The organism is Alloalcanivorax marinus (genome assembly GCF_016906305.1).
Classification (GTDB): domain Bacteria; phylum Pseudomonadota; class Gammaproteobacteria; order Pseudomonadales; family Alcanivoracaceae; genus Alloalcanivorax; species Alloalcanivorax marinus.
On sequence record NZ_JADDOL010000005.1, the window covers coordinates 32,627 to 58,425 of the forward strand.

The window sequence follows — 25,799 nt, forward strand, 5'->3', positions numbered from 1 at the left end:
CCCGGCTTTTTGCCCTCTCCAAACGCCGGCCTCGCGCCGGCGTTTTTTGTTGTCCCCAGCCTACCGCCTGATCGCGCCGACGCCATTCGCCTTTGGTCTTAGTCCCGCTTTCCCGCCACGGGATGCACCGCCCGCCCTTCCCCTCTAAAGTAGTACGCAACGCCGACCGGCGGACGACCGGCCGGTTATAGACCATGGTGGAATTCAGCCGGCGCCGCGGCGGCGGGATAATGCGTGGCCATGCGCCTGCCGGCGGGATCCGGCCACGTCACGGCGCACCGGACTCCCGCGCCGTGCGGGAAGAACAAGACAACCAGCGGGCAGTACGAAGGAGACAGCCATGTCAGAACAAAAGATTCACCCGGTTCCGGAGGCGTTCAAGCGCCAGACCCTGATGGACCGGGCCACCTACGATCGCTGGTATCAGCAGTCCGTGGACGATCCGGACACCTTCTGGGCGGACCGCGCCGACGAGCTGCTCGACTGGCGGACCCGCTGGGACACGGTCAGCGACTGGGACTTCAAGGAAGGTCGCGCCGCCTGGTTCCAGGGGGCCACCCTCAACGCCTGCTACAACTGCGTGGACCGGCACCTGCCGGCGCGCGCGCAACAGACCGCCATTATCTGGGAGGGCGACGACCCGGGCCAGGACAAGCACATCACCTATCAGGAGCTGTTCGAGCAGGTCTCCCGCCTGGGCAATGTGCTCAAGGATCGCGGCGTGAAGAAAGGCGACCGGGTGGTGATCTACATGCCGATGATCCCGGAGGCGGCCTTCGCCATGCTGGCCTGCGCGCGCATCGGCGCCATCCATTCGGTGGTGTTCGGCGGCTTCTCCCCGGAAGCGCTCAAGGACCGCATCCAGGACGCCCAGGCCAGCGCCGTGATCACCGCCGACGAGGGCGTGCGCGGCGGCAAGCTGATTCCCCTCAAGGCCAACGCCGACAAGGCCATGAACGGCGGTAACGGCGTGCACACCTGCCTGGTGGTGCGGCGCACCGGCAACCAGGTGGACTGGGACGACGCCCGCGACGTCTGGTACCACGAGGCCATGGCCCAGGCGTCCGAGCAGTGCGAACCGGAATGGATGGCCTCCGAGGACCCGCTGTTCACCCTCTATACCTCCGGCTCCACCGGCAAGCCCAAGGGCGTGCTGCACAGCACCGCCGGCTACATGCTGCAGGCGGCGCTGACCCACAAATACGTGTTCGACTACCACGACGGTGACATCTACTGGTGCACCGCCGATGTGGGCTGGATCACCGGCCACAGCTACATCGTTTACGGGCCGCTGGCCAACGGCGCCACCACCCTGATGTTCGAAGGGGTGCCCACCTACCCGGACGCCTCCCGCCACTGGCAGGTGGTGGACAAGCACAAGGTGAACATCTACTACACCGCCCCCACCGCCATCCGCGCCCTGATGGGCCAGGGCGACGGCCCGGTGAAGAAGACCTCCCGCAAGACGCTCAAGCTGCTGGGCACGGTGGGCGAACCGATCAACCCGGAAGCCTGGGAGTGGTACCACCGGGTGGTGGGCGAGGAGCGCTGCCCTATCGTCGACACCTGGTGGCAGACCGAGACCGGCGCCATCATGATCGCGCCCCTGCCCGGCGCCGTGGACCTGAAGCCCGGCTCCGCCACCCTGCCCATGTTCGGCGTGCAGCCGGGGCTGATGGACCCGGACGGCAAGGAGCTGGAAGGCGCCACCTCCGGCAACCTGGTGATCAAGGCCAGCTGGCCGAGCCAGATCCGCACCGTCTACGGCGATCACCAGCGCATGATCGACACCTACTTCAGCGCCTACCCGGGCTACTACTTCACCGGCGACGGCGCCCGCCGGGACGAGGACGGCTATTACTGGATCACCGGCCGGGTGGACGATGTGCTCAATGTCTCCGGCCACCGCCTGGGCACCGCCGAGATCGAATCCGCCCTGGTGCTGCACAAGAGCATCTCCGAGGCCGCCGTGGTGGGCTACCAGCACGAGGTCAAGGGTCAGGGCATCTACGCCTACGTGTCGCTGATGAGCGGCGCCGAAGGCAGCGAGGCACTGATCAAGGAGCTGCGCGAGCTGGTCACCCGGGAAATCGGCCCGATCGCCAAACCGGACCTGATCCACTTCGCCCCGGGCCTGCCCAAGACCCGTTCCGGCAAGATCATGCGTCGTATTCTGCGCAAGATCGCCGCCGATGAACTGGACTCCCTGGGCGATACCTCCACCCTGGCCGATCCGGGCGTGGTGGATGAGCTGATCAAGACCCGCAAGAACAGCGACGACTGACGCCGGCCCCGGACCGGGCCCCGGACCGCAAATGTAGGAGCGACTTCAGTCGCGATGCCAGCGGCACCGCCGTTGATCGCGGCTGAAGCCGCTCCTACACGCCCCCCCTACGCGGGCCGACGTTGTTGGTGACGCAGCAGCAGCACCAGCGGTATCGCCGCCATGTTGATCCACATCAGCAGCCGGAAATCGTTCATGTAGCTGATCTCCGCCGCCTGCGCCATCAGTGTCTGATACACCGCCGCCGGCACCCCGCTCACCATCTCCTTGATGGGCAGCCCCTGGGCGATCCAGGCCCCCGGTTGCAGATGCTCGCCGAGCTGCTGCTGGTTGATCCACATATTCCGCGCCAGCATGGCGGTCATGATCGAGATGCCGACACTGGAGCCCAGGTTGCGCGACAACGAGAACAGGGAGGCCCCCTCGGTGCGCAGTTCCGGTTTGAGGGTGGCGTAGGTCAGCGCGCTGGCGGGCACGAACACCAGCCCCAGGCCCAGGCCCTGCAGTACGCCGGTCCAGATCAAGGTGTCGCGGCTCACTTCCAGGGTGAAGCCGGCCATTTCGTGCAGCGAAGCGGTAATGAACAGCAGCCCGGTGACCACCAGGACACGCGGATCCAGCCGGGTGCGCATCAACCGGCCCACCAGCATCATCGAGAACATGGACCCCAGCCCGCGCGGCGCCAGCACCAGCCCGGTGGTGACCGCCGGATAGTCCTTCCACTGCTGCAGGAACGGCGGCAGCAGCGCCATGGTGGCCAACAGAATGATGCCGACCACGAAGATGAACACCACGCCGGTGGCGAAATTGCGGTCCTTGAACAGACTCAGATTGATAAAGGGGTCTTTCTTGGTGAACGAATGCACCAGGAACAGGTAGAAGCCGAGCACCGCCAGCAAGGCCTCGACCTGAATCTCGAAGCTCTCGAACCACTTTTCCTGCTCGCCCCGGTCCAGCATCAGCTGGAAGGCGCCGATGGCCAGCCCCAGGAAGGCGAAGCCCATCATATCGAAGCGCACCTTGCGGGTGTCCGTCTCCGCCACGCTCAGCCAGATGCCGGCGAAGGCCAGCAGGCCGAACGGCAGGTTGATGTAGAACACCCAGCGCCAGCTGTACCACTCGGTCAGCCAGCCGCCCAGGGTGGGCCCGAGAATCGGCCCCACCATCACGCCCATGCCCCAGATCGCCATGGCCTGGCCGTGTTTCTCCACCGGGTAGGAATCCAGCAGCACCGACTGGGACAGCGGCACCAGGGCGGCCCCGAAGATGCCCTGCAGGATGCGGAACATCACCATCTGATCCAGGTTGGCGGACAGACCGCACAGGCCCGAGGCCACCGTGAAACCGGCCACCGACCACAGGAACAGCCGGCGCCGGCCCAGCCGGCCGGCGAAGAAACCCACCGCCGGGGTCATGATCGCCGCCGACACGATGTAGGAGGTCAGCACCCAGGTGATCTGGTCGGTGCTGGCCGACAGGCTGCCCTGCATGTGCGGCAGGGCCACGTTGGCGATGGTGGTGTCCAGCACCTGCATCACCGTGGCCAGCATGATGCTGACGGTGACCAGGCGCTGGTCGTTAATGCGCGGCATCGGCGGTCCGGGCCGGTTCGCCGGCGTCGCCGAACAGGGAGACGCCGGTGTCGATGGCGATTTCCGCGCTCATGCCGGCGCGCAGGGGCGGCTTGCCGTCCAGGTCCTCCAGACGCAGTTTCACCGGCACCCGTTGCACCACCTTCACCCAGTTGCCGCTGGCGTTCTGCGGCGGGATCAGGGCGTACTCCGAGCCGGTGGCCGGGCTCAGGCTCTGCACCGTGGCCTTCCATACCACGCCCGGGTAACTGTCCACTTCCACTTCCACGCTCTGCCCTTCGCGGACGTTGGTGAGCTGGGTTTCCTTGAGGTTGGCTTCCACCCAGGCGGAGCGGTTCTTGGCCAGGGTGAACACCGGCACACCGGCGTTGACGCGCTCGCCGACCAGCGGCGTGCTGCCACCGATCACGCCGTCCGCCGGCGCCACGATGCGGGTGTGGGCCAGGTCATAGCGGGCCCGGTCCAGCTTGGCGGTGGCCGCCTGATAATCCGGGTGCTCCTCCACGGCCACGTCCGGGCCGCCGCCCAGCTTGGCCTTGAGGCTGGCCAGTTCCTGCTCGGTCACCGACGCCTGGGCGCCGGCCTGATCCCGTTTCTGGCGGGCGCCGTCCAGCTGTGAGCGCGACACCGCCACCCGGTCCAGGCCCTGATAACGCTCCAGCTCCCGCTGATGGTAGGCCAGGTCCCGTTCCGCCTGGGCGTGCTGGGCCTGAAGACGGGCGTAATCGGCCCGCTCGGAGAGAATGCGGTTGCGCACCGCCTGCTGGTCGGCGCGGGCTTCCTCCAGGGCGATGCGATAGGGTTCCGGGTCCACTTCGGCGAGTACCTGGCCCTGTTGCACGGCCTGATTGCGCTCCACCTCCACCCGCGTCAGCGGTCCGCTCACATCGGCGGTGAGCGAGATCATGTCGATTTTCACGTAGGCGTTTTCGGTGCTGACGTAGCGGCGACCGCCGAACGCCAGCCAGAGCACCACCGCCAGGGCGACGATCAAACCCAGGCCCATGGCCAGGCGGCGGTTACGTTGTGTCGTGGTCACGAGGTTATTCCCCTTGTTCGGTGTGATCGGTGCGCTGGCAAAGATTGGCGCGCATGCGCCGCAGTACCCGGGTCAGGGTCTCGATGTCCTCCGCCGCGATGCCGTCCAGCGCCTGACGGCGGGTTTCCATGGCCAGTTCCCGCAGCCGCGCCAGCGCCGGCGCCGCCTGCTCGGTCAGATAGACCCGACGCCGCCGGCGGTCGGTGGCGTCCGCGCGCCGCTCCACCAGCCCTTCCTGCTCCAGCCGCTCCAGCTGGCGGGTCAGGGAGATCGGCGCCACATCCATGATCTCGGCCAGGGCGGCCTGGTGAATGCCTTCCCGGTGGGTCAGGTTCCACAGCACCTGCCAGCGGGCCCGGGTGAGCCCCTGCTCCCGGGCCCGGCGGTCGAATTCGCGGCGCAGCATGCGCGCCACGTCGTGCAACCCCAGGCCCACGGTGGTGTCCTTGTTCATCAACGGCCTCATTCATAAGCCAACTTATGGTAAGGAAGCTTACAACCGGCAGAACAGTAAAGCAACTTGCCTTATATTTCAGGCCCGGGCGAAGAAGGTGGGATTGAGGCGGCTTCCACGCGGGCGGTGGAAGCCGGAGGGCGTAACGTCAGTGGGTGGCGGCGGGGCCCGTCACGGTATTGGCGGAGACCTGATCGCCCAGCGGGGCGGCGGCGCTCTTCTCCTCCGTGGCGGGTGTTTCGGGGGCCGGCGTCACCGGCGCGGCGGGCGCCAGGGGCGGCTCCACGATTGGCGTTTCCTCCAGCCCCACCAGGACCTGGTCGTCCAGCTTCCACATGGCGCCGGTGGCCGGATCCACGATCAGAATACCGAGCAGGCCGCCAAAAATAATATTGCCCCAGTACCAACCGTCCATGGAGGCATTCAGCGGCACCGAGGAACTGTTAAACCCCTCATGCTCGAAGGTGACCTGATATTTCGCCCCCGAGAAAAATCCGTTTTTGGCGGGCAGGCTGATCATGGCCGGCGTAACGCCGGCGGCAATACGTTGCCCGGAACGCTGGTTGGTCACCACATAATTGGCGCGTTCGGGGGAACTTTGCAGGCTGACGGAATAAGAAGAGTCGGAGACGATGGACGCGCAACCCGATAATTGAAGGGCGGCGGCCAGAGCCACCGCACCGGTTATTGCTTTCATTTTATATTCCCTTCCATTAGGCAAAAAAAAGCCCGCCGATACGGGCGGGCTTTTTATTCTAGCCAAATGTAAAAGGAATGTAATACTCCTTTTAAACTTCCTTGGCTTCCTTCATGGACAGCTTGATGCGGCCGCGCTGATCCACGTCCAGGACTTTCACCTTGATGATGTCGCCCTCGTTGACGTAATCGGTGACCTTCTCCACCCGCTCCTCGGCGATCTGGGAGATGTGCAGCAGGCCTTCGGTACCGGGCATGATCTGCACGAAGGCACCGAAGTCCACCACGCGCATCACCTTGCCTTCGTAGATCTTGTCGATCTCGGCCTCGGCGGTGATCTCCTCCACGCGGCGCTGGGCCTCGGCGGCGGCTTCGCGGGTTTCACCGTAGATCTTGACGCTGCCATCGTCCTCGATGTCGATGGTGCACTTGGTTTCCTCGGTGAGCGCACGGATGGTGGCGCCGCCCTTGCCGATCACGTCGCGGATTTTCTCCGGGTTGATCTTCAGGGTGATCAGGGTGGGGGCGTTCTCGGACACCTGGCTGCGCGACTCGCGGATCGCCTTGCTCATTTCGCCGAGAATGTGGAGGCGGCCTTCGCGGGCCTGCTCCAGGGCCTTCTCCATGATCTCTTCGGTGATGCCCTCGATCTTGATGTCCATCTGCAGGGCGGTGACGCCGCGCTCGGTGCCGGCCACCTTGAAGTCCATGTCGCCCAGGTGGTCTTCGTCACCGAGGATATCGGACAGTACCGCGTAGCGGCCGTCGCCTTCCTTCACCAGGCCCATGGCGATACCGGCCACCGGGGCGCTCAGGGGCACGCCGGCGTCCATCAGCGCCATGGAGGTGCCGCACACGGACGCCATGGAGGAGGAGCCGTTGGACTCGGTGATCTCGGAGACCACGCGGATGGTGTAGGGGAAGTCCTGCTCGTTGGGCACCACCGCTTCCACGCCGCGACGGGCGAGACGGCCGTGGCCGATCTCACGACGCTTGGGAGAACCCATCATGCCGGTTTCGCCCACGCAGTACGGGGGGAAGTTGTACTGCAGCATGAAGTGATCCTGGCGGGAGCCTTCCAGGGCGTCGATCAGCTGCGCGTCACGCATGCCGCCCAGGGTGGCGGTGACGATGGCCTGGGTTTCACCGCGGGTGAACAGGGCGGAACCGTGGGTCTTCTTGAGCACGCCCACCTGGCAGTCGATGGCGCGCACCGCGTTCAGGGCACGGCCGTCGATGCGCGGCTTGCCGGACAGCACGCCTTCGCGCACCACGCTCTTCTCCACCTTGCCGAACAGGTCCTTGACCTCGCCGGCTTCCGGGGCGCCTTCCTCACCGGTGGCGAACTCGGCCACGCAGGCGTCACGCAGTTCGCCCACCTTCTGGTAGCGGGCCATTTTCTCGGTGATGGTGTACGCCTCCACCAGGGCCCCTTCGTACTTGGCCTTGATGGCGCTCTTCAGGGTGTCGTTGTCCTGGGGTGCCTGCCAGTCCCAGGCCGGCTTGCCGGCCTCGGCGGCGAATTCCTTGACGCCGGTGATCACCGCCTGCATTTCCTGGTGCCCGAACAGCACCGCGCCCAGCATCTGGTCTTCGCTGAGTTCCTCGGCTTCGGATTCCACCATCAGCACCGCGGCCTCGGTACCGGCCACCACCAGGTTCAGATTGGAGGATTCCAGCTCGGTGTAGCTCGGGTTGAGCAGGTAGAAGCCGTCCTTGAAACCGACCCGGGCGGCGCCGATCGGGCCGTTGAAGGGAATGCCGGAAATCGCCAGGGCGGCGGAGGTGCCGATCATGGCGGCGATATCCGGGTCCTGGTCCTTGTCCGAGGACATGACGGTGGCCACCACCTGCACTTCATTCATGAAGCCGTTCGGGAACAGCGGGCGGATCGGCCGGTCGATCAGCCGGCTGGTCAGGGTTTCCTTCTCGCTGGGACGGCCTTCGCGCTTGAGGAAGCCGCCGGGAATGCGGCCGGTGGAGTAGGTTTTTTCCTGGTAGTTCACGGTCAGCGGGAAGAACGGCTTGCCCGGATCCGCTTCTTTTTTGCCAACCACGGTCACCAGTACCTGGGTGTTACCAATGGTCACCATCACGGCGGCGGTGGCCTGGCGGGCAATGCGGCCCGTCTCCAGCACCACGGTGTGGTCGCCGTATTGAATTTCCTTGCGTACTGTATTGAACATATCGCGTCTCTTCTCTCGTTCGTCGCTTACTCTGCGTCTCTATCCTTTCCGCCGGGGCATGATAACCCGCCACCGGCCGGCACCACAGCCTTTTACGGCGGCGGTAAATACGGTGTCCCAAAACAACGGAAGCCCGGCACCGGGGCCGAGCTTCCGAGGTATCGCGGTCGGGGGGCTGCTTAGCGGCGCAGGCCCAGACGCTCGATCAGCTTCAGGTAGCGGTCGCGGTTCTTGCCGGCCAGGTAGTCCAGCAGCTTACGGCGCTGGTTGACCATGCGGATCAGGCCGCGGCGGCTGTGGTGATCCTTGTTGTGGTCCTTGAAGTGACCCTGCAGCTGATTGATGTTCTCGGTCAGCAGGGCAACCTGGACTTCCGGGGAACCGGTGTCGCCTTCCTTCACGCCGAAGTCCTTCAGGATCTGTGCTTTCTGTTCGGTGCTCAAAGCCATTGTCATTGCTCCAATATGCAATTGTGTCACGGCCGGCCGTGCATATTTACAGCCGCCGTCCTCAGGAAACCAGACGACGCGGCGCGATGCGCCCGTCCTCCAGCACTTCACCGACCCCCATGAAGGTGTCGGTGGAAGCTTCATAAATACTGACCCAGCCCTCGAGAGGCCGGTCTCCGGCCATCACCGGCTGCCCCTGGCGCAGGTAATAGGCCGCATTGTCGCCCAGGGCGACGCGCGGCCAGTCTGCCACGCTGGTGGATAAAGGCAAGAGGTAATCGTCCAGGGCCTCGAAGCCCCCCTCCGCCTTGATCTCCCCCAGTTGCTCCAGGGTCATCATGCGCTCCGCCGGGTAGGGCCCGGCGGACAACCGCCGCAGCCCGATCACGTGGGCGCCGCAGCCCAGCACCTCACCCACGTCCTCCACCAGGGAGCGCACGTAGGTGCCCTTGGAGCAGGCCACTTCGAATTCCAGCCGGTCGCCGTCCAGCAGCCGCGCGTCACGGATCTCGTGGATGGTCACCGCCCGCGGCTTGCGCTCCACGGTGATGCCCTCGCGGGCCAGCTTATAAAGCGGCGTGCCGTTGTGCTTGATCGCCGAGTACATGCTCGGCACCTGCTCGATGTCGCCCAGAAAGCGGTCCAGGGCTTCCAGCGCCCGGGCCTCGCTGACGTCCACCGGCCGGGTGTCGCGCACCTCGCCGTCGGCGTCGCCGGTTTCCGTGGTCACGCCCAACCGCGCGGTGACCTGGTAACGCTTGTCCGCGTCCAGCAGGAACTGACTGAACTTGGTGGCCTCGCCAAAGCAGATCGGCAGCATGCCGGTGGCCAGCGGATCCAGGCTGCCGGTATGGCCGGCCTTGGCGGCGGCGAACATTTTCTTGGCCATCTGCAGGGCGCCGTTACTGGTCACGCCCTGGCTCTTGTCGAGCAACAGAATGCCATTGAGAGTACGACCTCCACGGCGCCGTTTTCCCACAGTCTTTGCTCCGTGATCAATCGTTATCGGTGTCGTCTTCCGGGCGCAATTCCCGGTCCTCGGCACGGGCTTCGTCGATCAGCTTGGACAGCTCCGACGCCCGCTCCGGGGTCTTGTCGTAGTGAAACCGCAGGCGCGGCGTGGTGCGGGTGTTCAGCGACTGGGCCAGGGACGAGCGCAGGAAACCGGCGGCGCCGGTGAGCACCTGCTCGGCTTCGCGGCCGGCGTCCTCGCCCTCACCCAGCAGGGTGAAGTAGACGTCCGCGTAGGCCAGGTCCCGGGCCACGGTCACGTCCTGCACCGTCACCAGCCCGATGCGCGGGTCCTTCAGTTCAAACTGAAGCACCCGCGACAGCTCGCGCTGGATCTGGTCGGCGATGCGGTCGGTACGCTGGAACCCGCTGGGGCGACGGTGACGGCTCATGGCTTGGCGCGCTTACAAGCTGCGCGCCACCTCCTTCACTTCGAACACTTCGATCTTGTCGCCTTCCTTGACGTCGTTGTAGCTCTTCACGGCGATACCGCACTCCATGCCATTGCGCACTTCCGCCACGTCGTCCTTGAAGCGACGCAGGGATTCCAGCTCGCCTTCGAACACCACCACGTCGTCACGCAGCACGCGGATCGGCCGGTTGCGGTAGAGGGTCCCCTCCACCACCATGCAGCCGGCCACGGCACCGAACTTGGAGGAACGGAACACGTCGCGGACTTCCGCGGTGCCGAGGATTTCCTCGCGTTTCTCCGGCGCCAGCAGACCGCTCATGGCCTGTTTCACGTCGTCGATCAGCTCGTAGATCACGCTGTAGTAGCGCAGATCAATGCCTTCCTGCTCGCACAGGCGCTTGGCCTTGGAGTCGGCGCGCACGTTGAAGCCCAGCAGCACCGCCTCGCTGGTCATCGCCAGGTTGACGTCGGACTCGTTGATCGCGCCCACGCCGGCGGACACCAGGCTCACCTTCACTTCGTCGGTGGACAGGTCGTTGAGCGCGCCGATCAGCGCTTCCAGGGAACCGCGCACGTCGGTCTTCAGCACGATATTGACCTGGCTGGCCTCGGCGCTGCCCATGTTCTCGAACAGGTTCTCCAGCTTGGAGGCCTGCTGGCGCTTGAGTTTGACGTCGCGGTCCCGCTCCTGACGGAATTCCGCCACTTCCCGGGCTTTCTTCTCGTCGGGCAGCACCTGCACCTGCTCGCCGGCTTCCGGCGCGCCGTCCAGACCCAGCACTTCCACCGGAATGGAGGGGCCGGCTTTCTTCACCTGCTGACCGTTCTCGTCCACCAGGGCGCGCACGCGGCCGTAGTGGGCACCGGCCAGCAGCATGTCGCCGACATTCAGTTCGCCGGACTGCACCAGAATCGATGCCACGGTACCGCGGCCTTTCTCGACGCGGGATTCGATCACCACGCCGCTGGCCGGGCCGGTGGCCGGCGCTTTCAGTTCCAGCAGCTCCGCCTGCAGCAGCACCGCGTCGAGCAGATCATCGATGCCCTGCCCGGAATGGGCGGACACATTGATGAACTGGTACTCGCCGCCCCACTCCTCGGGGATCACGTCCTTGGTGGCCAGCTCGTTCTTGACCCGGTCCGGATCGGCGTTTTCCTTGTCGATCTTGTTGACCGCGATGATCAGCGGCACGCCGGCGGCCTTGGCGTGGTTGATCGCTTCCTCGGTCTGCGGCATCACGCCGTCGTCCGCCGCCACCACGATGATGACGATGTCGGTGGCCTTGGCGCCACGGGCGCGCATGGCGGTGAACGCCGCGTGGCCCGGGGTATCCAGGAAGGTGATCATGCCCTTCTCATGCGGCACGTGGTAGGCGCCGATGTGCTGGGTAATGCCGCCGGCTTCGCCGGCCGCCACCTTGGCCTTGCGGATATAGTCGAGCAGCGAGGTCTTGCCGTGGTCCACGTGACCCATGATGGTCACCACCGGAGCGCGGGACTCGCTGTCGATGCCGCTGTAGTCGGCCAGGGTCGCCAGATCGTCTTCCAGCGCCTCTTCCTCGCCCTTCACCAGCTTCGGCGTGTGGCCCATTTCCTCGGTAAGCAGTACCGCCGTTTCCTGGTCGATGTACTGGTTCACGGTGGCCATTTCGCCCATCTTCATCATCGCCTTGATCAGTTCCTTGGCTTTGATGTTCATGCGCTGGGCCAGCTCGGCCACGGTGATGGTTTCGGGAATTTCGACGTCGTAGACCATTTTCTCCGTGGGGCTCTTGAACCCGTGCTGTTTGTTCATGGAGCTCTTCATCTGGCCGTGGGCCACGCCGGCACTCTTCGGCTTGCGGCGGCGACGGCGGGACTGACGCTCCTCGGTGCGGTAGCCGGCTTCAACGGCGTCGCGGACGATGGAGGAACTCTTGTCGTCCTCCTCCTCACGCGGCTGTTCCTGCCCTTCGCCACCGCGCTTCTCCAGCTCCTCGGCGATGCGCTTGGCTTCCTCGGCGGTACGCCGGGCGGCCTCTTCCTCGGCTTTCTTGCGCTGTTCGGCTTCCTGCTTGCGGCGCGCCTCCTCGGCTTCGCGCTGCTTGCGCTCCTCGGCCTCGCGCTGGGCGCGCTCTTCCTCGGTTTCTTCCTTCTGCGCTTTCTTGGCGGTTTTCGGCACGCTGGCGCGTTTGGATTTCTCCTGGGAGGCTTTCTCTTCCTCGGCGGCGCGCTCCTTCTCGGCGCGGGCCTTGGCTTCCTGCTCGCGACGCAGGGCCTCTTCCTCTTCCGCCTTGCGCTTGGCCTCTTCTTCCTCGGCCTTGCGCTTGGCTTCTTCCTCGGCCAGACGCGCCGCTTCTTCCTCGGCCGCCTTGCGCTCGGCTTCCAGCCGCTCTTCTTCCTCGATCGCCGCGCGCTTCACGTAGGTACGCTTCTTGCGCACTTCCACGTTCACGGTCTTCGCCTTGCCCGCCGCGCCGGTGGTCTTGATGGTGCTCGTGGAGCGGCGTTTCAGGGTGATCTTGCTGGGCTCCGACGCCTGGGCACCATGGGACTTGCGCAGGTGCGCGAGCAGCTGCTGCTTCTGTTCATCGGAGACCCCTTCACCGGCATCGGTGTGGGGCAGTCCGGCTTCCTTCATCTGCGTGAGCAGCGTGTCCACCGGAATACCTACCACATCGGCCAGTTTCTTTACGGTCGTTTCTGCCATGTCAGCAACACTCTCCTGTCCGCGTCTGGGTGGCGCCCTGCTAATCCGGCCAGCGTTACTCGCCGGCTTCCTCGCCTGCAAACCAGGGGGCGCGAGCGGTCATGATCAATTGGGCCGCGCGCTCTTCGTCCATCCCCTCGATGTCGAGCAGGTCGTCCACCGCTTGTTCGGCAAGGTCCTCCATGGAGACGATGCCTTTTGAGGCCAGCTCCACCGCCAGATCACGATCCATGCCCTCCATGTTGAGCAGATCATCGGCGGGTTCGGCCTGTTCGAATTTCTCTTCGGACACCAGGGCCCGGGTCAGCAGCGCGTCCTTGGCGCGCTGGCGCAGGGCTTCCACGATCTCCTCGTCGAAGCCCTCGATGGCGAGCATCTCCTCGGTGGGCACGTAGGCCACTTCCTCGAGGGTGGAGAAACCTTCCTCCACCAGCACCGCGGCCACGTCCTCGTCCACGTCCAGATACTCGATAAAGCTCTGCAGCGCCTGTTCCGCTTCCTGCTGCTGCTTGTTCTCCGCCTCGTCGATGGTCATCACGTTCAGCTCCCAGCCGGTCAGCTCGGAGGCGAGGCGGATGTTCTGGCCGCTGCGACCGATGGCCTGGGCCAGGGCGGATTCGTCTTCCACCGCGATGTCCATGGTGTGGCTTTCCTCGTCCACCACGATGGACGCCACTTCCGCCGGCTGCATGGCGTTGATCACCAGCTGCGCCGGGTTGTCGTCCCACAGCACGATGTCGATGCGCTCGCCGGCCAGTTCGTTGGACACCGCCTGCACACGCGCGCCGCGCATGCCCACGCAGGCGCCCACCGGGTCGATGCGCTGATCGTTGGTTTTCACCGCGATCTTGGCGCGGGAACCGGGATCGCGGGCGGCGCCCTTGATCTCGATCAGCTCCTCGCCGATCTCCGGCACCTCGATCTTGAACAGCTCGATGAGCATTTCCGGGCAGGCACGGCTGGCGAACAGCTGCGGGCCACGGTTCTCTTCGTTGACGCCCAGCAGGTAGGCGCGCAGACGGTCGTTCTGGCGCACGCTTTCGCGGGTGATCATGTGCTCGCGGGTGATCAGCGCCTCGGCGTTGCCGCCCAGGTCGAGCACGATGGCGTCGCGGCTGGATTTCTTCACCACGCCGCTGATCAGCTCGCCGATGCGGTCCCGGTATTCCTCGATGATCTGCCGGCGTTCCGCTTCGCGGACCTTCTGCACGATCACCTGCTTGGCGGTCTGGGCGGCAATGCGGCCGAACGCCTCGGATTCGATTTCCTCTTCGTGGATATCGCCGATCTGCAGGCTTTCGTCCTGTTCGTGGGCTTCGTCCAGCGTCAGCTGACGGCCGAATTCGAACAGGTCTTCGTCGGGCACCACGTGCCAGACGCGGAAGGTGCGGTAATCGCCGCTGACGCGGTCGATCTGCACGCGGATTTCCACGTCTTCTTCCTTGAAGCGTTTCTTGGTCGCCGCCGCCAGGGCCGATTCGATGGCCTCGAAAATCACATCGCGGCTGACGCCTTTCTCGTTGGAAACGGTTTCCGCTACCAGCAGGATCTCTTTGTTCATGGCCAGGCCTTTACCTATGTCTCCGGGGCGTGCTCAGTCGAAGCGGGGCTTCAATCGGGCACGGTCCACCTGACTGTAGGGAATACGCAGCGTGTCGCCGTCGAGCGTCACCACCAGCGTATCGCCATCCACGGCGACCAGGGTCGCCGTCAGTTTACGCTTGCCCGCCACCGGAGCCAGCAGCGTCAACTGCACGTCCTCGCCCTGGTAGCGGTCAAATTGGGAAAGTTCGAAGAGTGGGCGATCCAGCCCCGGAGAGGAAACTTCCAGGTTGTATTCGCCGGGGATCGGGTCTTCCACGTCGAGCAGGCCGCTGACTTCGTTGCTTACGCGGGCACAATCGTCAACGGTGATGCCGTCTTCATGATCAATGAAAAGGCGCAATACCGCACCACGCCCCTGGAGGTACTGGATACCCCAAAGCGTGTAACCCAGGTCTTCCACCAACGGAGCCAGAAGCTCCTTGAGTTGTTCGGTGCGTTTCGACATCTAACCTCTGCGTCGTGGTCTTTTGCCGGCATCCTTTACCGGCGTCACAAACAAAAAATGGGCCTGACGCCCATTTCCCACTATCGACCCGGTTGTATAGCAAAAAGCCCCTATAGAGGGGCTTTTTGTTGTTCAGAACCGGATCGGTTCCGACAAGTGGTAGCGGGGGCAGGATTTGAACCTACGACCTTCGGGTTATGAGCCCGACGAGCTACCAGACTGCTCCACCCCGCACTTGAAATCGAGCGCAAATACTAAGGATTCGCGCGGGCTTTGTCAATCCGATTCGAGAAAAAAGTATTTATTTTTCCGAATCTTAAGGAGCGGGTTCCGCCACGAACCCATCCTTATTTTGGTGCCGAAGGCTGGGCGGAAAGCCCCGCTTTCCGCGCCAACGCAGCGGCGGGATATCGCCCGCCGCGTCTCGGCGTTGGCCGGCAGGCCGGCCGAGAAACATAAGAAGGTTCCGAACGGAACCTGTCCTTATTTTGGTGCCGAAGGCCGGACTTGAACCGGCACGACCGTAAGGTCACTACCCCCTCAAGATAGCGTGTCTACCAATTCCACCACTTCGGCGAAGAACACGTTTACTGCGCCGGCTGAGACGGTGCCTCATCCGGGGCCGGGGATTCTAACTCAGCCGCCGGCACATCTAAAGCCTCATTTTGAGAATTCGCCGCGGCGGGCGCGTCACCGGATTCCATGGCCGGCACGTCGCCGCTGGATTCCCCGGCCCCGGGCACGTCGCTGGACGGCGCGCCGTTGGCGGGCACATCACCGCCCTGCGGGTCCATGGCCGGCACGTCCTGCTCATCCACCGATTCCAGCGCCGGCAGGATGCTGCCACCGCCGGAAATCTCCTGGCGCGCCATCCAGGCCAGGCCCAGGCTGGTGATGAAGAACACCACCGCCAGAATGGCCGTGGAACGGGTCAGGAAATTGGCGGAGCCGGCACTGCCGAACACGGTCTGCGAACCGCCACCACCAAAGGAGGCGCCGGCGTCGGCACCCTTGCCGTGCTGAATCAGGATCAGGCCGATAAGACCCAACGCCGCCAGCACGTGCACCACATGAAGCACAATATCCATAATCAACCTGCCGCCCGACAAATGGCGATAAATTCTTCTGCCTTCAGGGATGCCCCGCCAATCAGACCACCGTCGATGTCCGGCTGGGCAAACAGAGGGGCGGCATTATCCGCCTTTACACTGCCGCCGTAAAGGATACGCAGCCGCCCGGCGATGTCCGCGTCGCGATCCGCCACCGCCGCGCGCAGGCCGGCGTGCACCGCCTGGGCCTGTTCCGGCGTGGCGGTGAGGCCGGTACCAATGGCCCAGACCGGCTCATAGGCCAGCACCGCCCGCTCCAGGGCCTCCACGCCGGCAGCTTCCACCACCGCCATCAATTGCCGCACCACCACCTGGTCGGTCTCTTCCGCTTCGCGCTGGCGCAGTGTCTCGCCCACGCACAGGATCGGCGTGAGCCCCGCTTCCCGGGCACGCAGAAACTTGCTCGCCACCTGATCGTCATCCTCGCCATACAGCTCGCGGCGCTCGGAATGGCCGACGATGGCGAAGCGGCAGCCGAACTCCAGCAGCATCTCCGCGGACACTTCGCCGGTGAGGGCGCCGTCCGCACGGTCCGCCAGATTCTGGGCCCCCAGGGCCAGGCCGGAGCCGGACAGGGCCTCCGCCAGCGCCGGCAGATAGGGATAGGGCGGGCACAACGCCACCTCCACGCCCTCCGGTTTCGCGTCCCGCAGCGCCCCGGCCAGTTCCCGCACCAGGGCCAGGCTGCCGTTCATTTTCCAGTTACCCGCCACCAGCGGTGTTCTTGTCATTCCCGGTTTCCCCTTGATCCGCATCCGTGTCTTTCGCGGCGACGACCTCTTCAGGCGATCGCCGCCTCGACGGCCTTGGCCAGCCGCCGGCAAAGCCGCTCTACCTGCTCGCCGTCCTTACCTTCCACCATTACCCGCACCAGCGGCTCGGTGCCGGACGGGCGCAACAATACGCGGCCGTTCTTGCCCAGCTCCCGCTCCACCGCGGCCAGCTCGTCGCGTAGATGAGCGTCATCCTGATAACCGTCGCGGCGGGCGCCGCGCACATTGATCAGCGTCTGCGGCAGCAACGGCGCCTCCGCCGCCACCTCGCGCAGGGTGCGCTGTTCGCGGCGCAGCGCGTCCAGCACCTGCAGGGCGGCCACGGTGCCGTCGCCGGTGGAGGTGCGGTCCAGGCACACCAGGTGGCCGGAGTTTTCGCCGCCCAGCAGCCAGCCCCGGTCGTCGAGCTGCTCCATGACATAGCGGTCGCCGACCTTGGCGCGGGCGAACGGAATGTCCAGGGCGCCCAGCGCCAGCTCCAGGCCCAGGTTGGACATCAGCGTGCCGACCACGCCGCCGTCCAGGCGCCCCCGGCGGTGCCGGTCGCGGGCGATGATATAAAGCAGCTGGTCACCGTCCACCACCTGCCCCCGGTCGTCCACCATGATCAGCCGGTCGGCGTCGCCGTCCAGGGCCAGGCCCAGGTCCGCCTTTTCCTCCAGCACCCGCCGGCAAAGCGCGTCGGGCTTGGTGGAGCCGCATTCCCGGTTGATATTGAAACCGTCCGGCCGGTTGGCCATGGGCACCACGTCGGCGCCCAATTCCTCCAGCACATCCGGCGTGATGTGGTAGGCGGCGCCGTTGGCGGTGTCCACCACGATCTTGAGCCCGTGCAGGGCCAGGCCCGGCGCCGTGCTCTTGCAGAATTCGATATAGCGACCCCGGGCATCGTCGATGCGCCGCACCTTGCCGAGCCGGTCGGTGGCCACCACCGAGATCGGCTCGTCGAGCATGCGCTCGATCTCCAGCTCGATCTGGTCGTTGAGTTTACGACCGTCGCCGCCAAAGAACTTGATGCCGTTGTCGGTGTAGGCGTTGTGGGAGGCGGAAATAACGATGCCCGCCTGGGCGTGCAGGGTACGGGTCAGGTAGGCGATGGCCGGCGTCGGCATCGGCCCCAGCAGACGCACGTCCACACCGGCGGCGGAGATGCCGGCCTCCAGGGCGGACTCGAACATATAGCCGGAAATGCGCGTGTCCTTGCCGATCAGAATCTTGCTGCCGCCCCGGGCGGCCAGCACCCGGCCGGCGGCCCAGCCCAGCTTGAGCACGAAATCCGGGGTGATCGGCGGCTCGCCGACGGTACCGCGAATGCCATCGGTACCAAAATACTTGCGACTCATCCATTGTCTCCTTTATGGGACGCCTCTATCGGGCCGTCCCGCGCCGCCAGGCCCGACCGGAGCCGGTCAGGGGCGGCGATTTTTGTGATTGAGGACCGCGTGGGCGAAACGCACGCCATCCACCGTGGCCTTGACGTCGTGGGCGCGCACGATGCGCGCGCCGCGCTCCACGCACATCACCGCCGCCGCCAGGGAGCCGGGCAGGCGCTGGTCCACCGGACGGTCCAGCACCTTGCCGATCATGCCCTTGCGCGACAGGCCCACCAGAATCGGCAGATCCAGCGCCTTCAACTGTTCCAGTTCCGCCAGCAGCCGCAGGTTGTGGTCCACGGTCTTGGCGAACCCGAAGCCCGGGTCCACCAGCAGCCGCTCCCGGGGGATGCCGGCGGCCAGGCAGGCCGCCACCCGCTCGCGCAGAAAGGCCACCACCTCGACGGTGACATTCTCATAATGGGGATTATCCTGCATGTTGCCGGGCTCGCCGACCATATGCATCACGCACACCGGCAGGCCGGTTCGCGCCGCCGCCTCCAGAGCGCCGGGGCGGCGCAGGGAACGCACGTCATTGATCAGCCCGGCGCCGACGGCGGCGGTCTCGCGAATCACCGCCGGCGTGCTGGTGTCCACCGACACCACCGCGCCCAGCTCCCGGGCCAGGGCCTCGACCACCGGCACCACCCGGTCCAGCTCCTCCTGCTCGGCCACCGGCTCGGCGCCCGGGCGGGTGGACTCGCCGCCCACGTCGATGATCGCCGCGCCCTCGTCCAGCAGCCGTCGCGCCTGACGCAGGGCGGCGTCCCGCGTGGTGTAGCGGCCGCCGTCGGAGAAGGAATCCGGGGTCACGTTCAGGACCCCCATAACGAGGGGCGCGGACAGGTTCAGTGTCCGCGCCCCACAGCTCAGGCTGGTTGTTTCGCTCATCGACCCGGAATCAGTGCGTGTTCGCCGGTCCGCCGATGGCGTCGTCGCCGGGCTTGGCATCGCCGGCGGTGTCCTCGTCACGGGACGAGGAGGCACCGCTGCCCGGGCCCTGGTCGCGCCAGTCACGGGGCGGGCGCGGCTTGTGGCCGGCCATGATGTCGTTGATCTGCTCGGCGTCGATGGTCTCGTACTGCATCAGCGCTTCCGCCATCAAGTCCAGTTTGTCCCGGTTTTCCTCCAGGATGGTCTTGGCCCGTGAGTAGCAGCTGTCGATGATGGCGCGCACTTCCCGATCGATCTCCTCGGAGGTCTGCTCGGACACGTGCTTGCGCTGGGACATCTGTTTGCCCAGGAACACCTCGCCCTCGTCTTCCTCGTAGGCGAGCGGCCCCATTTTTTCGCTCAGGCCCCACTTGGTGACCATGGCCCGGGCCATCTTGGTGGCCCGCTCGATGTCGTTGGAGGCACCGGTGGTCACGCCGTCGAAGCCCAGGGTCATTTCTTCCGCCAGGCGGCCGCCGTACAGCGAGCAGATCGCCGATTCGATGGCGCGCTTGGACTGGGAATACTTGTCCTCCTCGGGGAGGTACATGGTCACGCCCAGGGCACGGCCACGGGGAATGATGCTGACCTTGTAGACCGGGTCGTGATCCGGCACCAGCCGGCCGACAATGGCGTGGCCGGATTCGTGGTAGGCGGTGTTGAGCTTCTCTTTCTCGCTCATCACCATGGAGCGGCGTTCCGCACCCATCAGGATCTTGTCCTTGGCCTTCTCGAACTCCTCCATGCCCACCATGCGCTTGTTGGCGCGGGCGGCGAACAGGGCGGCCTCGTTGACCAGGTTGGCCAGATCGGCGCCGGAGAAACCCGGAGTACCACGGGCGATCACGCTGGGATCCACGTCCTCGGCCACCGGCACCGGACGCATGTGCACCTTGAGCACCTGCTCGCGGCCACGGATGTCCGGCAGCGGCACCGTCACCTGACGGTCGAAGCGGCCCGGGCGCAGCAGCGCCGGGTCGAGCACGTCCGGACGGTTGGTGGCGGCGATCACGATGATGCCGTCGTTGGCGTCGAAGCCGTCCATTTCCACCAGCAGCTGGTTCAGGGTCTGCTCGCGCTCGTCGTGCCCGCCGCCGAGACCGGCGCCCCGGGAACGGCCCACCGCGTCGATCTCGTCGATAAAGATGATGCAGGGCGCGTGCTTCTTGGCCTGATCGAACATATCGCGCACGCGGGACGCGCCCACGCCGACGAACATTTCCACGAAGTCGGAACCGGAAATGCTGAAGAACGGCACCTTGGCTTCGCCGGCGATGGCCTTGGCGAGCAGGGTTTTACCGGTACCCGGCGAGCCCACCATCAGCACGCCGCGGGGAATCTTGCCGCCCAGACGCTGGAATTTGGCCGGATCGCGCAGGAACTCCACCAGCTCCTGCACTTCTTCCTTGGCCTCTTCCACGCCGGCCACATCGGCGAAGGTGGTCTTGATCTGATCCTCGCCCATGAGACGGGCCTTGGACTTGCCAAAGGTCATCGGGCCACCGCCGCCCTTGCCGCCGCCCTGCATCTGCCGCATGAAGAAGATGAAGATCGCCAGGATCAGCAGAATCGGCAGCACCGACAGGAACAGCTGGGTCAGGAAACCCTGGCGCTCCGGCTCCTTGCCGGTGACCTGCACGTCGTTCTGGATCAGCGTGGGGATCAGGTTGGTGTCCATGGCCGGCGGCTTGACCGTTTCAAAGCGGCTGCCGTCCTTCATCTCCCCGGAAATGCGGGTGTCGCCGATGGTGACCTGGTCCACATTGCCACTCTCCACGTTATGGATGAACGAGGAGTAGTTCAGCATCTGCTGGGAAGGCTGCGGGTTGATGCTGGAGGCCACTACATAGAGCACCCCGGCAATCACCAGCCACAGCACGATATTCTTGGTCATGTCGTTCAAGGGAGACCTCGACTTACTGAGCGCGATAGCGCGTACTGACAGACTTGCAACTCTACACTACTTCAGGTGTGACCCCAATTGGTACACCTCGGTGGAGCGCGGCCGGCTGGCCGCCGGTTTACGGCTGACCACCTTCTTGAAGGCGCCCTGCAGGGAACGTCGATACTCGTCGAACCCCTCGCCCTGAAACACCTTGACCAGAAACTGGCCGCGCGGCTGCAACACATTGACCGCCATATCCAGCGCCAGTTCGGCCAGATACATGGCCCGCGGCAGATCCACGGCCCGGTTACCACTCATATTGGGGGCCATGTCCGACATTACAAGGTCGACCTTCTGCTCACCGAGCAATGCAATGATTTGCTCATACACCGCCTCCTCCCGGAAATCCCCCTGCACGAAGGTCACGTCCGGGACGGCGTCCATGGCCAGAATGTCACTGGCCACGATAGTGCCCCGTGAACCCACCAGCCGGGCGGCCACCTGGGACCAGCCGCCGGGGGCGGCGCCCAGGTCCAGCACCCGCATGCCGGGCCGGAACAGCTTGTCCTTTTCGTGGATTTCCAGCAGCTTGAAACTGGCCCGGGAGCGGTACCCCTCCGCCTGCGCCTTCGCCACCCAGTGGTCGTCGAAGTGCTCGCGGAGCCAGCGCTGGCTGCTTTTTGATCGCGCCATCGGTCAGCGCCCCTCGCATCGGTGCGTTTCGGGGTCTAGAATAGCGCCCCCGTTTTTGGAGAAGATCATGCCCCTGAGCCCGTTGGACAAGAAACGCCTGCGCCGTATCGGCCACCACCTCAAGCCGGTGCTGCTGTCCGGCGACAAGGGCCTCAGCGACACCTTCGTGGAAGAGCTTCAGGCGCGGCTGGAAGATCATGAACTGATCAAGGTGAAGATCAGCGCGCCCACCCGGGACGAGCGCGCCCGCATGATCGACGAACTGTGCGAGCGCAGCGGCGCCGAGCTGGTGCAGCGCATCGGCAATATCGCCCTGCTCTACCGCGCCGCCGCCAAACCCAATCCCAAGCTGTCCAATATCCTGCGCGCCCAGGATCAGTGATTCACGGGGAGCGCCTCAGAGGTGCTCCACCTTGTCCACTTCGTATTCCTTGACGCCACCCGGCGTTTCGATCTGCACCACGTCGCCTTCCTCGCGGCCGATCAGGCCCCGGGCGATGGGTGAGTTGACGCTCAGTTTGCCGTTTTTGATGTCCGACTCGTCGTCACCGACGATCTGGTAGACCTTCTCTTCGTCGGTGTCCACGTCCAGGATGGTCACGGTGACCCCGAAAATCACCTTGCCGGTATTCTCCAGGCTGGTGATGTCGATGATCTGGGCGTTGGAAAGCTTGCCCTCGATTTCCTGGATGCGCCCCTCACAGAACCCCTGCTGCTCACGGGCGGCATGGTATTCGGCGTTTTCCTTCAGATCGCCGTGCTCACGGGCTTCGGCGATGGCGGCGGAAATGCGTGGCCGCTCCACTTTCTTGAGCTGGTCGAGCTCCTTGCGCAGGGCATCGGCGCCGGCGACCGTCATGGGAACGCGTTGCATATGATGTAACCTCTTTCGTCATCCTTGGGGCCGCCCCGGAAGGGACGGCCCTCCGGGACAGCGACGGTTAGTGCATTTCGGCGTGCAGGTCCTGCAGACGACGGACCTGCGGCTCACCGCTGATGGCCATGGCCTGGCAGACCGCGTAGGCCGCGGTGATGGTAGTGGTGTAGAACACCTTGTGCTGCAGGGCGGAACGGCGGATGGCGAAGGAATCGCGAATCGCCTGCTTGCCCTCGGTGGTGTTCACGATCAGCTTCACCTCGTCGTTCTTGATCATATCGACGATGTGCGGCCGGCCTTCCAGCACCTTGTTCACCGGCTTCACCGCCAGCCCGGCCTCGGTCAGGTGGGCGGCGGTACCGCGGGTGGCCACCAGCTCGAAGCCCAGCTCGATCAGCGAGCGCGCCACTTCCACCGCCACCGCCTTGTCGGCGTCGCGCACGGAAATAAAGGCGGTGCCGCCCTCCGGCAGGCGCTCGCCGGCGCCCAGGGAGGCCTTGCCGAAGGCTTCGGCGAAGGTCGCGCCGACGCCCATCACCTCACCGGTGGATTTCATTTCCGGGCCGAGGATCGGGTCCACCTTCGGGAACTTGGCGAACGGGAACACCGCTTCCTTGACGAAGTAATGGCGCGGCGCCACTTCCTCGGTGAAGCCCTGCTCGGCCAGCGAGGTGCCGGCCATGCAGCGGGCCGCCACCTTGGCCAGGGACACGCCGATGCATTTGGACACATAGGGGACCGTGCGCGAGGCGCGCGGGTTCACTTCCAGCACATAGACTTCGTCGCCCTTGACCGCGAACTGCACGTTCATCAGGCCGATCACGCCCAGCTCCAGGGCCATGGCGGCGGCCTGCTCGCGCATCACGTCCTGCACCGCCGCGTCCAGGGAATAGGGCGGCAGGGAACAGGCCGAGTCGCCGGAATGCACGCCGGCCTGCTCGATGTGCTGCATAATGCCGCCGATCACCACCTGCTTGCCGTCGCAGATGGCGTCCACGTCCACCTCGATGGCGTCATCCAGGAAGCGGTCCAGCAGCACCGGCGAGTCGTTGGACACGCTCACCGCGTTGTTCATGTAGCTGCGCAGTTCCGCCTCGTTGTAGACGATCTCCATGGCGCGGCCACCGAGCACGTAGGAAGGCCGCACCACCAGCGGGTAGCCGATTTCCTCGGCCAGCTTGATGCCCTCGTCCATGGAGCGCGCGGTACGGTTGGGCGGCTGCTTGAGGCCGAGCTTGTTGACCATCTGCTGGAAGCGCTCGCGGTCCTCGGCCTCGTCGATGGCGTCCGGGCTGGTACCGATGATCGGCACGCCGAACGCCTGCAGGTCGCGAGCCAGTTTCAGCGGCGTCTGGCCGCCATACTGGACAATCACGCCCTTGGGCTTTTCCTTATCGACGATGGCCAGCACGTCTTCCAGGGTGATCGGCTCGAAGTAGAGCCGGTCGGAAGTGTCGTAGTCGGTGGACACGGTTTCCGGGTTGCAGTTGACCATGATGGTCTCGTAGCCGTCGTCCTTCATGGCGAAGGCGGCGTGGACACAACAATAATCGAACTCGATGCCCTGGCCGATACGGTTCGGCCCGCCGCCGATCACCATGATCTTGTCACGGTCGGAGGGGTTCGACTCGCACTCTTCGTCGTAGCTGGAGTACATGTAAGCGGTGCTGGTGCCGAATTCCGCCGCGCAGGTGTCGACCCGCTTGAACACCGGCATCACGTCCAGTTCGCGGCGCTTGAGGCGCACGTCCACTTCCTTGACGCCCAGCAGCTGTGCCAGACGCGCGTCGGAAAAGCCCTTGCGCTTGAGCTGATAGAGCCGCGTTTTGCCGAGATCGCTGAAGGTCCCGGCGGCCACCGCCTTCTCTTCGTTGATCAGGTCGGCGATCTGCACCAGGAACCAGCGATCTATCTGGGTGATGTTGAACACGTCGTCGACGCTCATCCCGCTGCGGAAGGCGTCGCCGACGATCCAGATCCGCTCCGGCCCGGGCGTGGACAGCAGTTGGGCAATGCGCTCGGCGGCGTCCGGCGCGTCCAGATCGATGTGCGGGTCGAAACCGACGGAATCGGTTTCCAGGCCGCGCAGGGCCTTGTGCAGGGATTCCTGGAAGTTGCGGCCGATGGACATCACCTCGCCCACGGACTTCATCTGGGTGGTGAGCACCGGATCGGCGGCGGCGAACTTCTCGAAGTTGAAGCGCGGAATCTTGGTGACCACGTAATCGATGGACGGCTCGAAGGACGCCGGGGTGGCACCACCGGTGATCTCGTTCTGCAGCTCGTCCAGGGTGTAGCCCACCGCCAGCTTGGCGGCCACCTTGGCGATCGGGAAGCCGGTGGCCTTGGAGGCCAGCGCCGAGGACCGCGATACCCGCGGGTTCATCTCGATCACCACCATGCGGCCGGTGTCCGGGCACATGCCGAACTGCACGTTGGAGCCGCCGGTTTCCACGCCGATTTCGCGCAGCACCGCCAGGGAAGCATCGCGCATCACCTGGTATTCCTTGTCGGTGAGCGTTTGCGCCGGGGCCACGGTAATGGAGTCACCGGTGTGCACGCCCATCGGGTCGAAGTTCTCGATGGCGCAGACGATGATGCAGTTGTCGTTCTTGTCGCGAACGACCTCCATCTCGTATTCCTTCCAGCCCAGCAGCGATTCGTCGATCAGCAGCTCATGGGTCGGCGAGAGATCGAAACCGCGGGTGCAGATTTCCTCGAACTCTTCCTTGTTGTACGCCACACCGCCGCCGGAGCCGCCCATGGTGAACGACGGCCGGATGATCGAGGGAAAGCCCAGCTCGGCCTGGATTTCCCAGGCCTCGTCCATGGTGCGGGCCACCTTGGCGCGCGGGCACTCCAGGCCGATGTTGCGCATCGCCTTGTCGAAGCGGTCGCGGTTCTCGGCCTTGTCGATGGTGTCCGCGTTGGCGCCGATCATCTCGACGCCGAATTTTTCGAGCACGCCATGGCGTTCCAGATCCAGGGCGCAGTTGAGCGCGGTCTGGCCGCCCATGGTGGGCAGCAGCGCGTCCGGGCGCTCCTTCTCGATGATCTTGGCCACCGTCTCCCAGGTGATGGGCTCGATGTAGGTGGCGTCCGCCATGGCCGGGTCGGTCATGATGGTGGCCGGGTTGGAGTTCACCAGGATCACCCGGAAACCTTCCTCGCGCAGCGCCTTGCAGGCCTGGGCGCCGGAATAATCGAACTCGCAGGCCTGACCGATAACGATCGGGCCGGCGCCGATGATGAGGATGCTCTGTATGTCGGTTCTCTTGGGCATAGGTGCTAACC

21 protein-coding genes and 2 tRNA genes are annotated in these 25,799 nt (G+C 65.1%); 2 read left to right on the forward strand and 21 right to left on the reverse strand.

Annotation, left to right across the window (positions count from 1 at the left end; all coding sequences use genetic code 11):
* Window positions 1-340 precede the first annotated feature (340 nt).
* Window positions 341-2,284 (forward strand): acetate--CoA ligase, encoded by a 1,944-nt coding sequence (acs, locus tag IM760_RS05880; protein ID WP_204427609.1) that lies wholly within the window; start codon window positions 341-343, stop codon window positions 2,282-2,284.
* A gap of 107 nt (window positions 2,285-2,391) precedes the next feature.
* Here the strand turns inward: acs and IM760_RS05885 are convergent, their stop codons facing one another.
* The 19 genes from IM760_RS05885 to rlmE form a co-directional block, all read right to left on the reverse strand.
* Window positions 2,392-3,876 (reverse strand): DHA2 family efflux MFS transporter permease subunit, encoded by a 1,485-nt coding sequence (locus tag IM760_RS05885; RefSeq protein WP_204427610.1) that lies wholly within the window; start codon window positions 3,874-3,876, stop codon window positions 2,392-2,394.
* Window positions 3,863-4,915 (reverse strand): HlyD family secretion protein, encoded by a 1,053-nt coding sequence (locus tag IM760_RS05890; protein WP_228234870.1) that lies wholly within the window; start codon window positions 4,913-4,915, stop codon window positions 3,863-3,865. Before IM760_RS05890 ends, IM760_RS05885 begins: the two co-directional genes overlap by 14 nt.
* 4 nt (window positions 4,916-4,919) lie before the next feature.
* Window positions 4,920-5,369, reverse strand: coding sequence for a MarR family winged helix-turn-helix transcriptional regulator (locus tag IM760_RS05895; RefSeq protein ID WP_204427611.1), 450 nt, complete (start codon window positions 5,367-5,369; stop codon window positions 4,920-4,922).
* A 148-nt stretch (window positions 5,370-5,517) separates the two neighbouring features.
* A complete protein-coding gene (locus IM760_RS05900) occupies window positions 5,518-6,066 on the reverse strand; it encodes a hypothetical protein (protein ID WP_204427612.1) in 549 nt (182 codons plus the stop codon).
* A gap of 91 nt (window positions 6,067-6,157) precedes the next feature.
* Window positions 6,158-8,251 (reverse strand): polyribonucleotide nucleotidyltransferase, encoded by a 2,094-nt coding sequence (gene pnp / locus IM760_RS05905; RefSeq protein WP_204427613.1) that lies wholly within the window; start codon window positions 8,249-8,251, stop codon window positions 6,158-6,160.
* 179 nt (window positions 8,252-8,430) lie between these two features.
* Window positions 8,431-8,700, reverse strand: coding sequence for a 30S ribosomal protein S15 (gene rpsO / locus IM760_RS05910; RefSeq protein ID WP_204427614.1), 270 nt, complete (start codon window positions 8,698-8,700; stop codon window positions 8,431-8,433).
* Window positions 8,701-8,761: 61 nt separating this feature from the next.
* On the reverse strand, window positions 8,762-9,679 hold the full coding sequence (gene truB, locus IM760_RS05915) for a tRNA pseudouridine(55) synthase TruB (protein WP_204427615.1): 918 nt from the start codon (window positions 9,677-9,679) through the stop codon (window positions 8,762-8,764).
* Between the two features lie 16 nt (window positions 9,680-9,695).
* Window positions 9,696-10,103 (reverse strand): 30S ribosome-binding factor RbfA, encoded by a 408-nt coding sequence (rbfA, locus tag IM760_RS05920; RefSeq protein ID WP_138770709.1) that lies wholly within the window; start codon window positions 10,101-10,103, stop codon window positions 9,696-9,698.
* 12 nt (window positions 10,104-10,115) lie between these two features.
* A complete protein-coding gene (infB, locus tag IM760_RS05925) occupies window positions 10,116-12,812 on the reverse strand; it encodes a translation initiation factor IF-2 (RefSeq protein WP_204427616.1) in 2,697 nt (898 codons plus the stop codon).
* 55 nt (window positions 12,813-12,867) lie between these two features.
* Entirely contained in the window at window positions 12,868-14,373 is a 1,506-nt protein-coding gene (nusA, locus tag IM760_RS05930) for a transcription termination factor NusA (protein ID WP_204427617.1), read from the reverse strand.
* A gap of 33 nt (window positions 14,374-14,406) precedes the next feature.
* The gene (gene rimP, locus IM760_RS05935) at window positions 14,407-14,862 is read right to left on the reverse strand and encodes a ribosome maturation factor RimP (protein ID WP_204427618.1); all 456 of its coding nucleotides are present in this window, start codon (window positions 14,860-14,862) and stop codon (window positions 14,407-14,409) included.
* A 157-nt stretch (window positions 14,863-15,019) separates the two neighbouring features.
* Window positions 15,020-15,096 (reverse strand) — tRNA-Met (locus IM760_RS05940).
* Window positions 15,097-15,351: 255 nt separating this feature from the next.
* Window positions 15,352-15,438: transfer RNA gene (locus tag IM760_RS05945), tRNA-Leu, on the reverse strand.
* Window positions 15,439-15,449: 11 nt separating this feature from the next.
* Window positions 15,450-15,950 (reverse strand): preprotein translocase subunit SecG, encoded by a 501-nt coding sequence (gene secG / locus IM760_RS05950; RefSeq protein ID WP_204427619.1) that lies wholly within the window; start codon window positions 15,948-15,950, stop codon window positions 15,450-15,452.
* A gap of 2 nt (window positions 15,951-15,952) precedes the next feature.
* Entirely contained in the window at window positions 15,953-16,702 is a 750-nt protein-coding gene (gene tpiA, locus IM760_RS05955; RefSeq protein ID WP_204427620.1) for a triose-phosphate isomerase, read from the reverse strand.
* A 50-nt stretch (window positions 16,703-16,752) separates the two neighbouring features.
* Window positions 16,753-18,087: a phosphoglucosamine mutase gene (glmM, locus tag IM760_RS05960; RefSeq protein ID WP_204427621.1), complete on the reverse strand. Its 1,335-nt coding sequence runs from the start codon at window positions 18,085-18,087 to the stop codon at window positions 16,753-16,755.
* Window positions 18,088-18,153: 66 nt separating this feature from the next.
* Window positions 18,154-19,008 carry a dihydropteroate synthase gene (folP, locus tag IM760_RS05965; protein WP_239549647.1) on the reverse strand — a complete coding sequence of 285 codons (855 nt, stop codon included), beginning with the start codon at window positions 19,006-19,008 and terminating at the stop codon, window positions 18,154-18,156.
* Window positions 19,009-19,018: 10 nt separating this feature from the next.
* Window positions 19,019-20,944: an ATP-dependent zinc metalloprotease FtsH gene (gene ftsH, locus IM760_RS05970; RefSeq protein WP_204427622.1), complete on the reverse strand. Its 1,926-nt coding sequence runs from the start codon at window positions 20,942-20,944 to the stop codon at window positions 19,019-19,021.
* Between the two features lie 66 nt (window positions 20,945-21,010).
* Window positions 21,011-21,628 (reverse strand): 23S rRNA (uridine(2552)-2'-O)-methyltransferase RlmE, encoded by a 618-nt coding sequence (gene rlmE, locus IM760_RS05975; RefSeq protein ID WP_204427623.1) that lies wholly within the window; start codon window positions 21,626-21,628, stop codon window positions 21,011-21,013.
* Between the two features lie 67 nt (window positions 21,629-21,695).
* On the opposite strand from rlmE, the gene IM760_RS05980 reads away from it, so the two are divergent.
* On the forward strand, window positions 21,696-22,010 hold the full coding sequence (locus IM760_RS05980; protein ID WP_138770699.1) for a YhbY family RNA-binding protein: 315 nt from the start codon (window positions 21,696-21,698) through the stop codon (window positions 22,008-22,010).
* Between the two features lie 15 nt (window positions 22,011-22,025).
* Here the strand turns inward: IM760_RS05980 and greA are convergent, their stop codons facing one another.
* Both greA and carB read right to left on the reverse strand, forming a co-directional pair.
* The gene (gene greA, locus IM760_RS05985) at window positions 22,026-22,502 is read right to left on the reverse strand and encodes a transcription elongation factor GreA (protein ID WP_204427624.1); all 477 of its coding nucleotides are present in this window, start codon (window positions 22,500-22,502) and stop codon (window positions 22,026-22,028) included.
* A 67-nt stretch (window positions 22,503-22,569) separates the two neighbouring features.
* On the reverse strand, window positions 22,570-25,788 hold the full coding sequence (carB, locus tag IM760_RS05990) for a carbamoyl-phosphate synthase large subunit (protein WP_204427625.1): 3,219 nt from the start codon (window positions 25,786-25,788) through the stop codon (window positions 22,570-22,572).
* Between the last annotated feature and the right edge of the window lie 11 nt (window positions 25,789-25,799).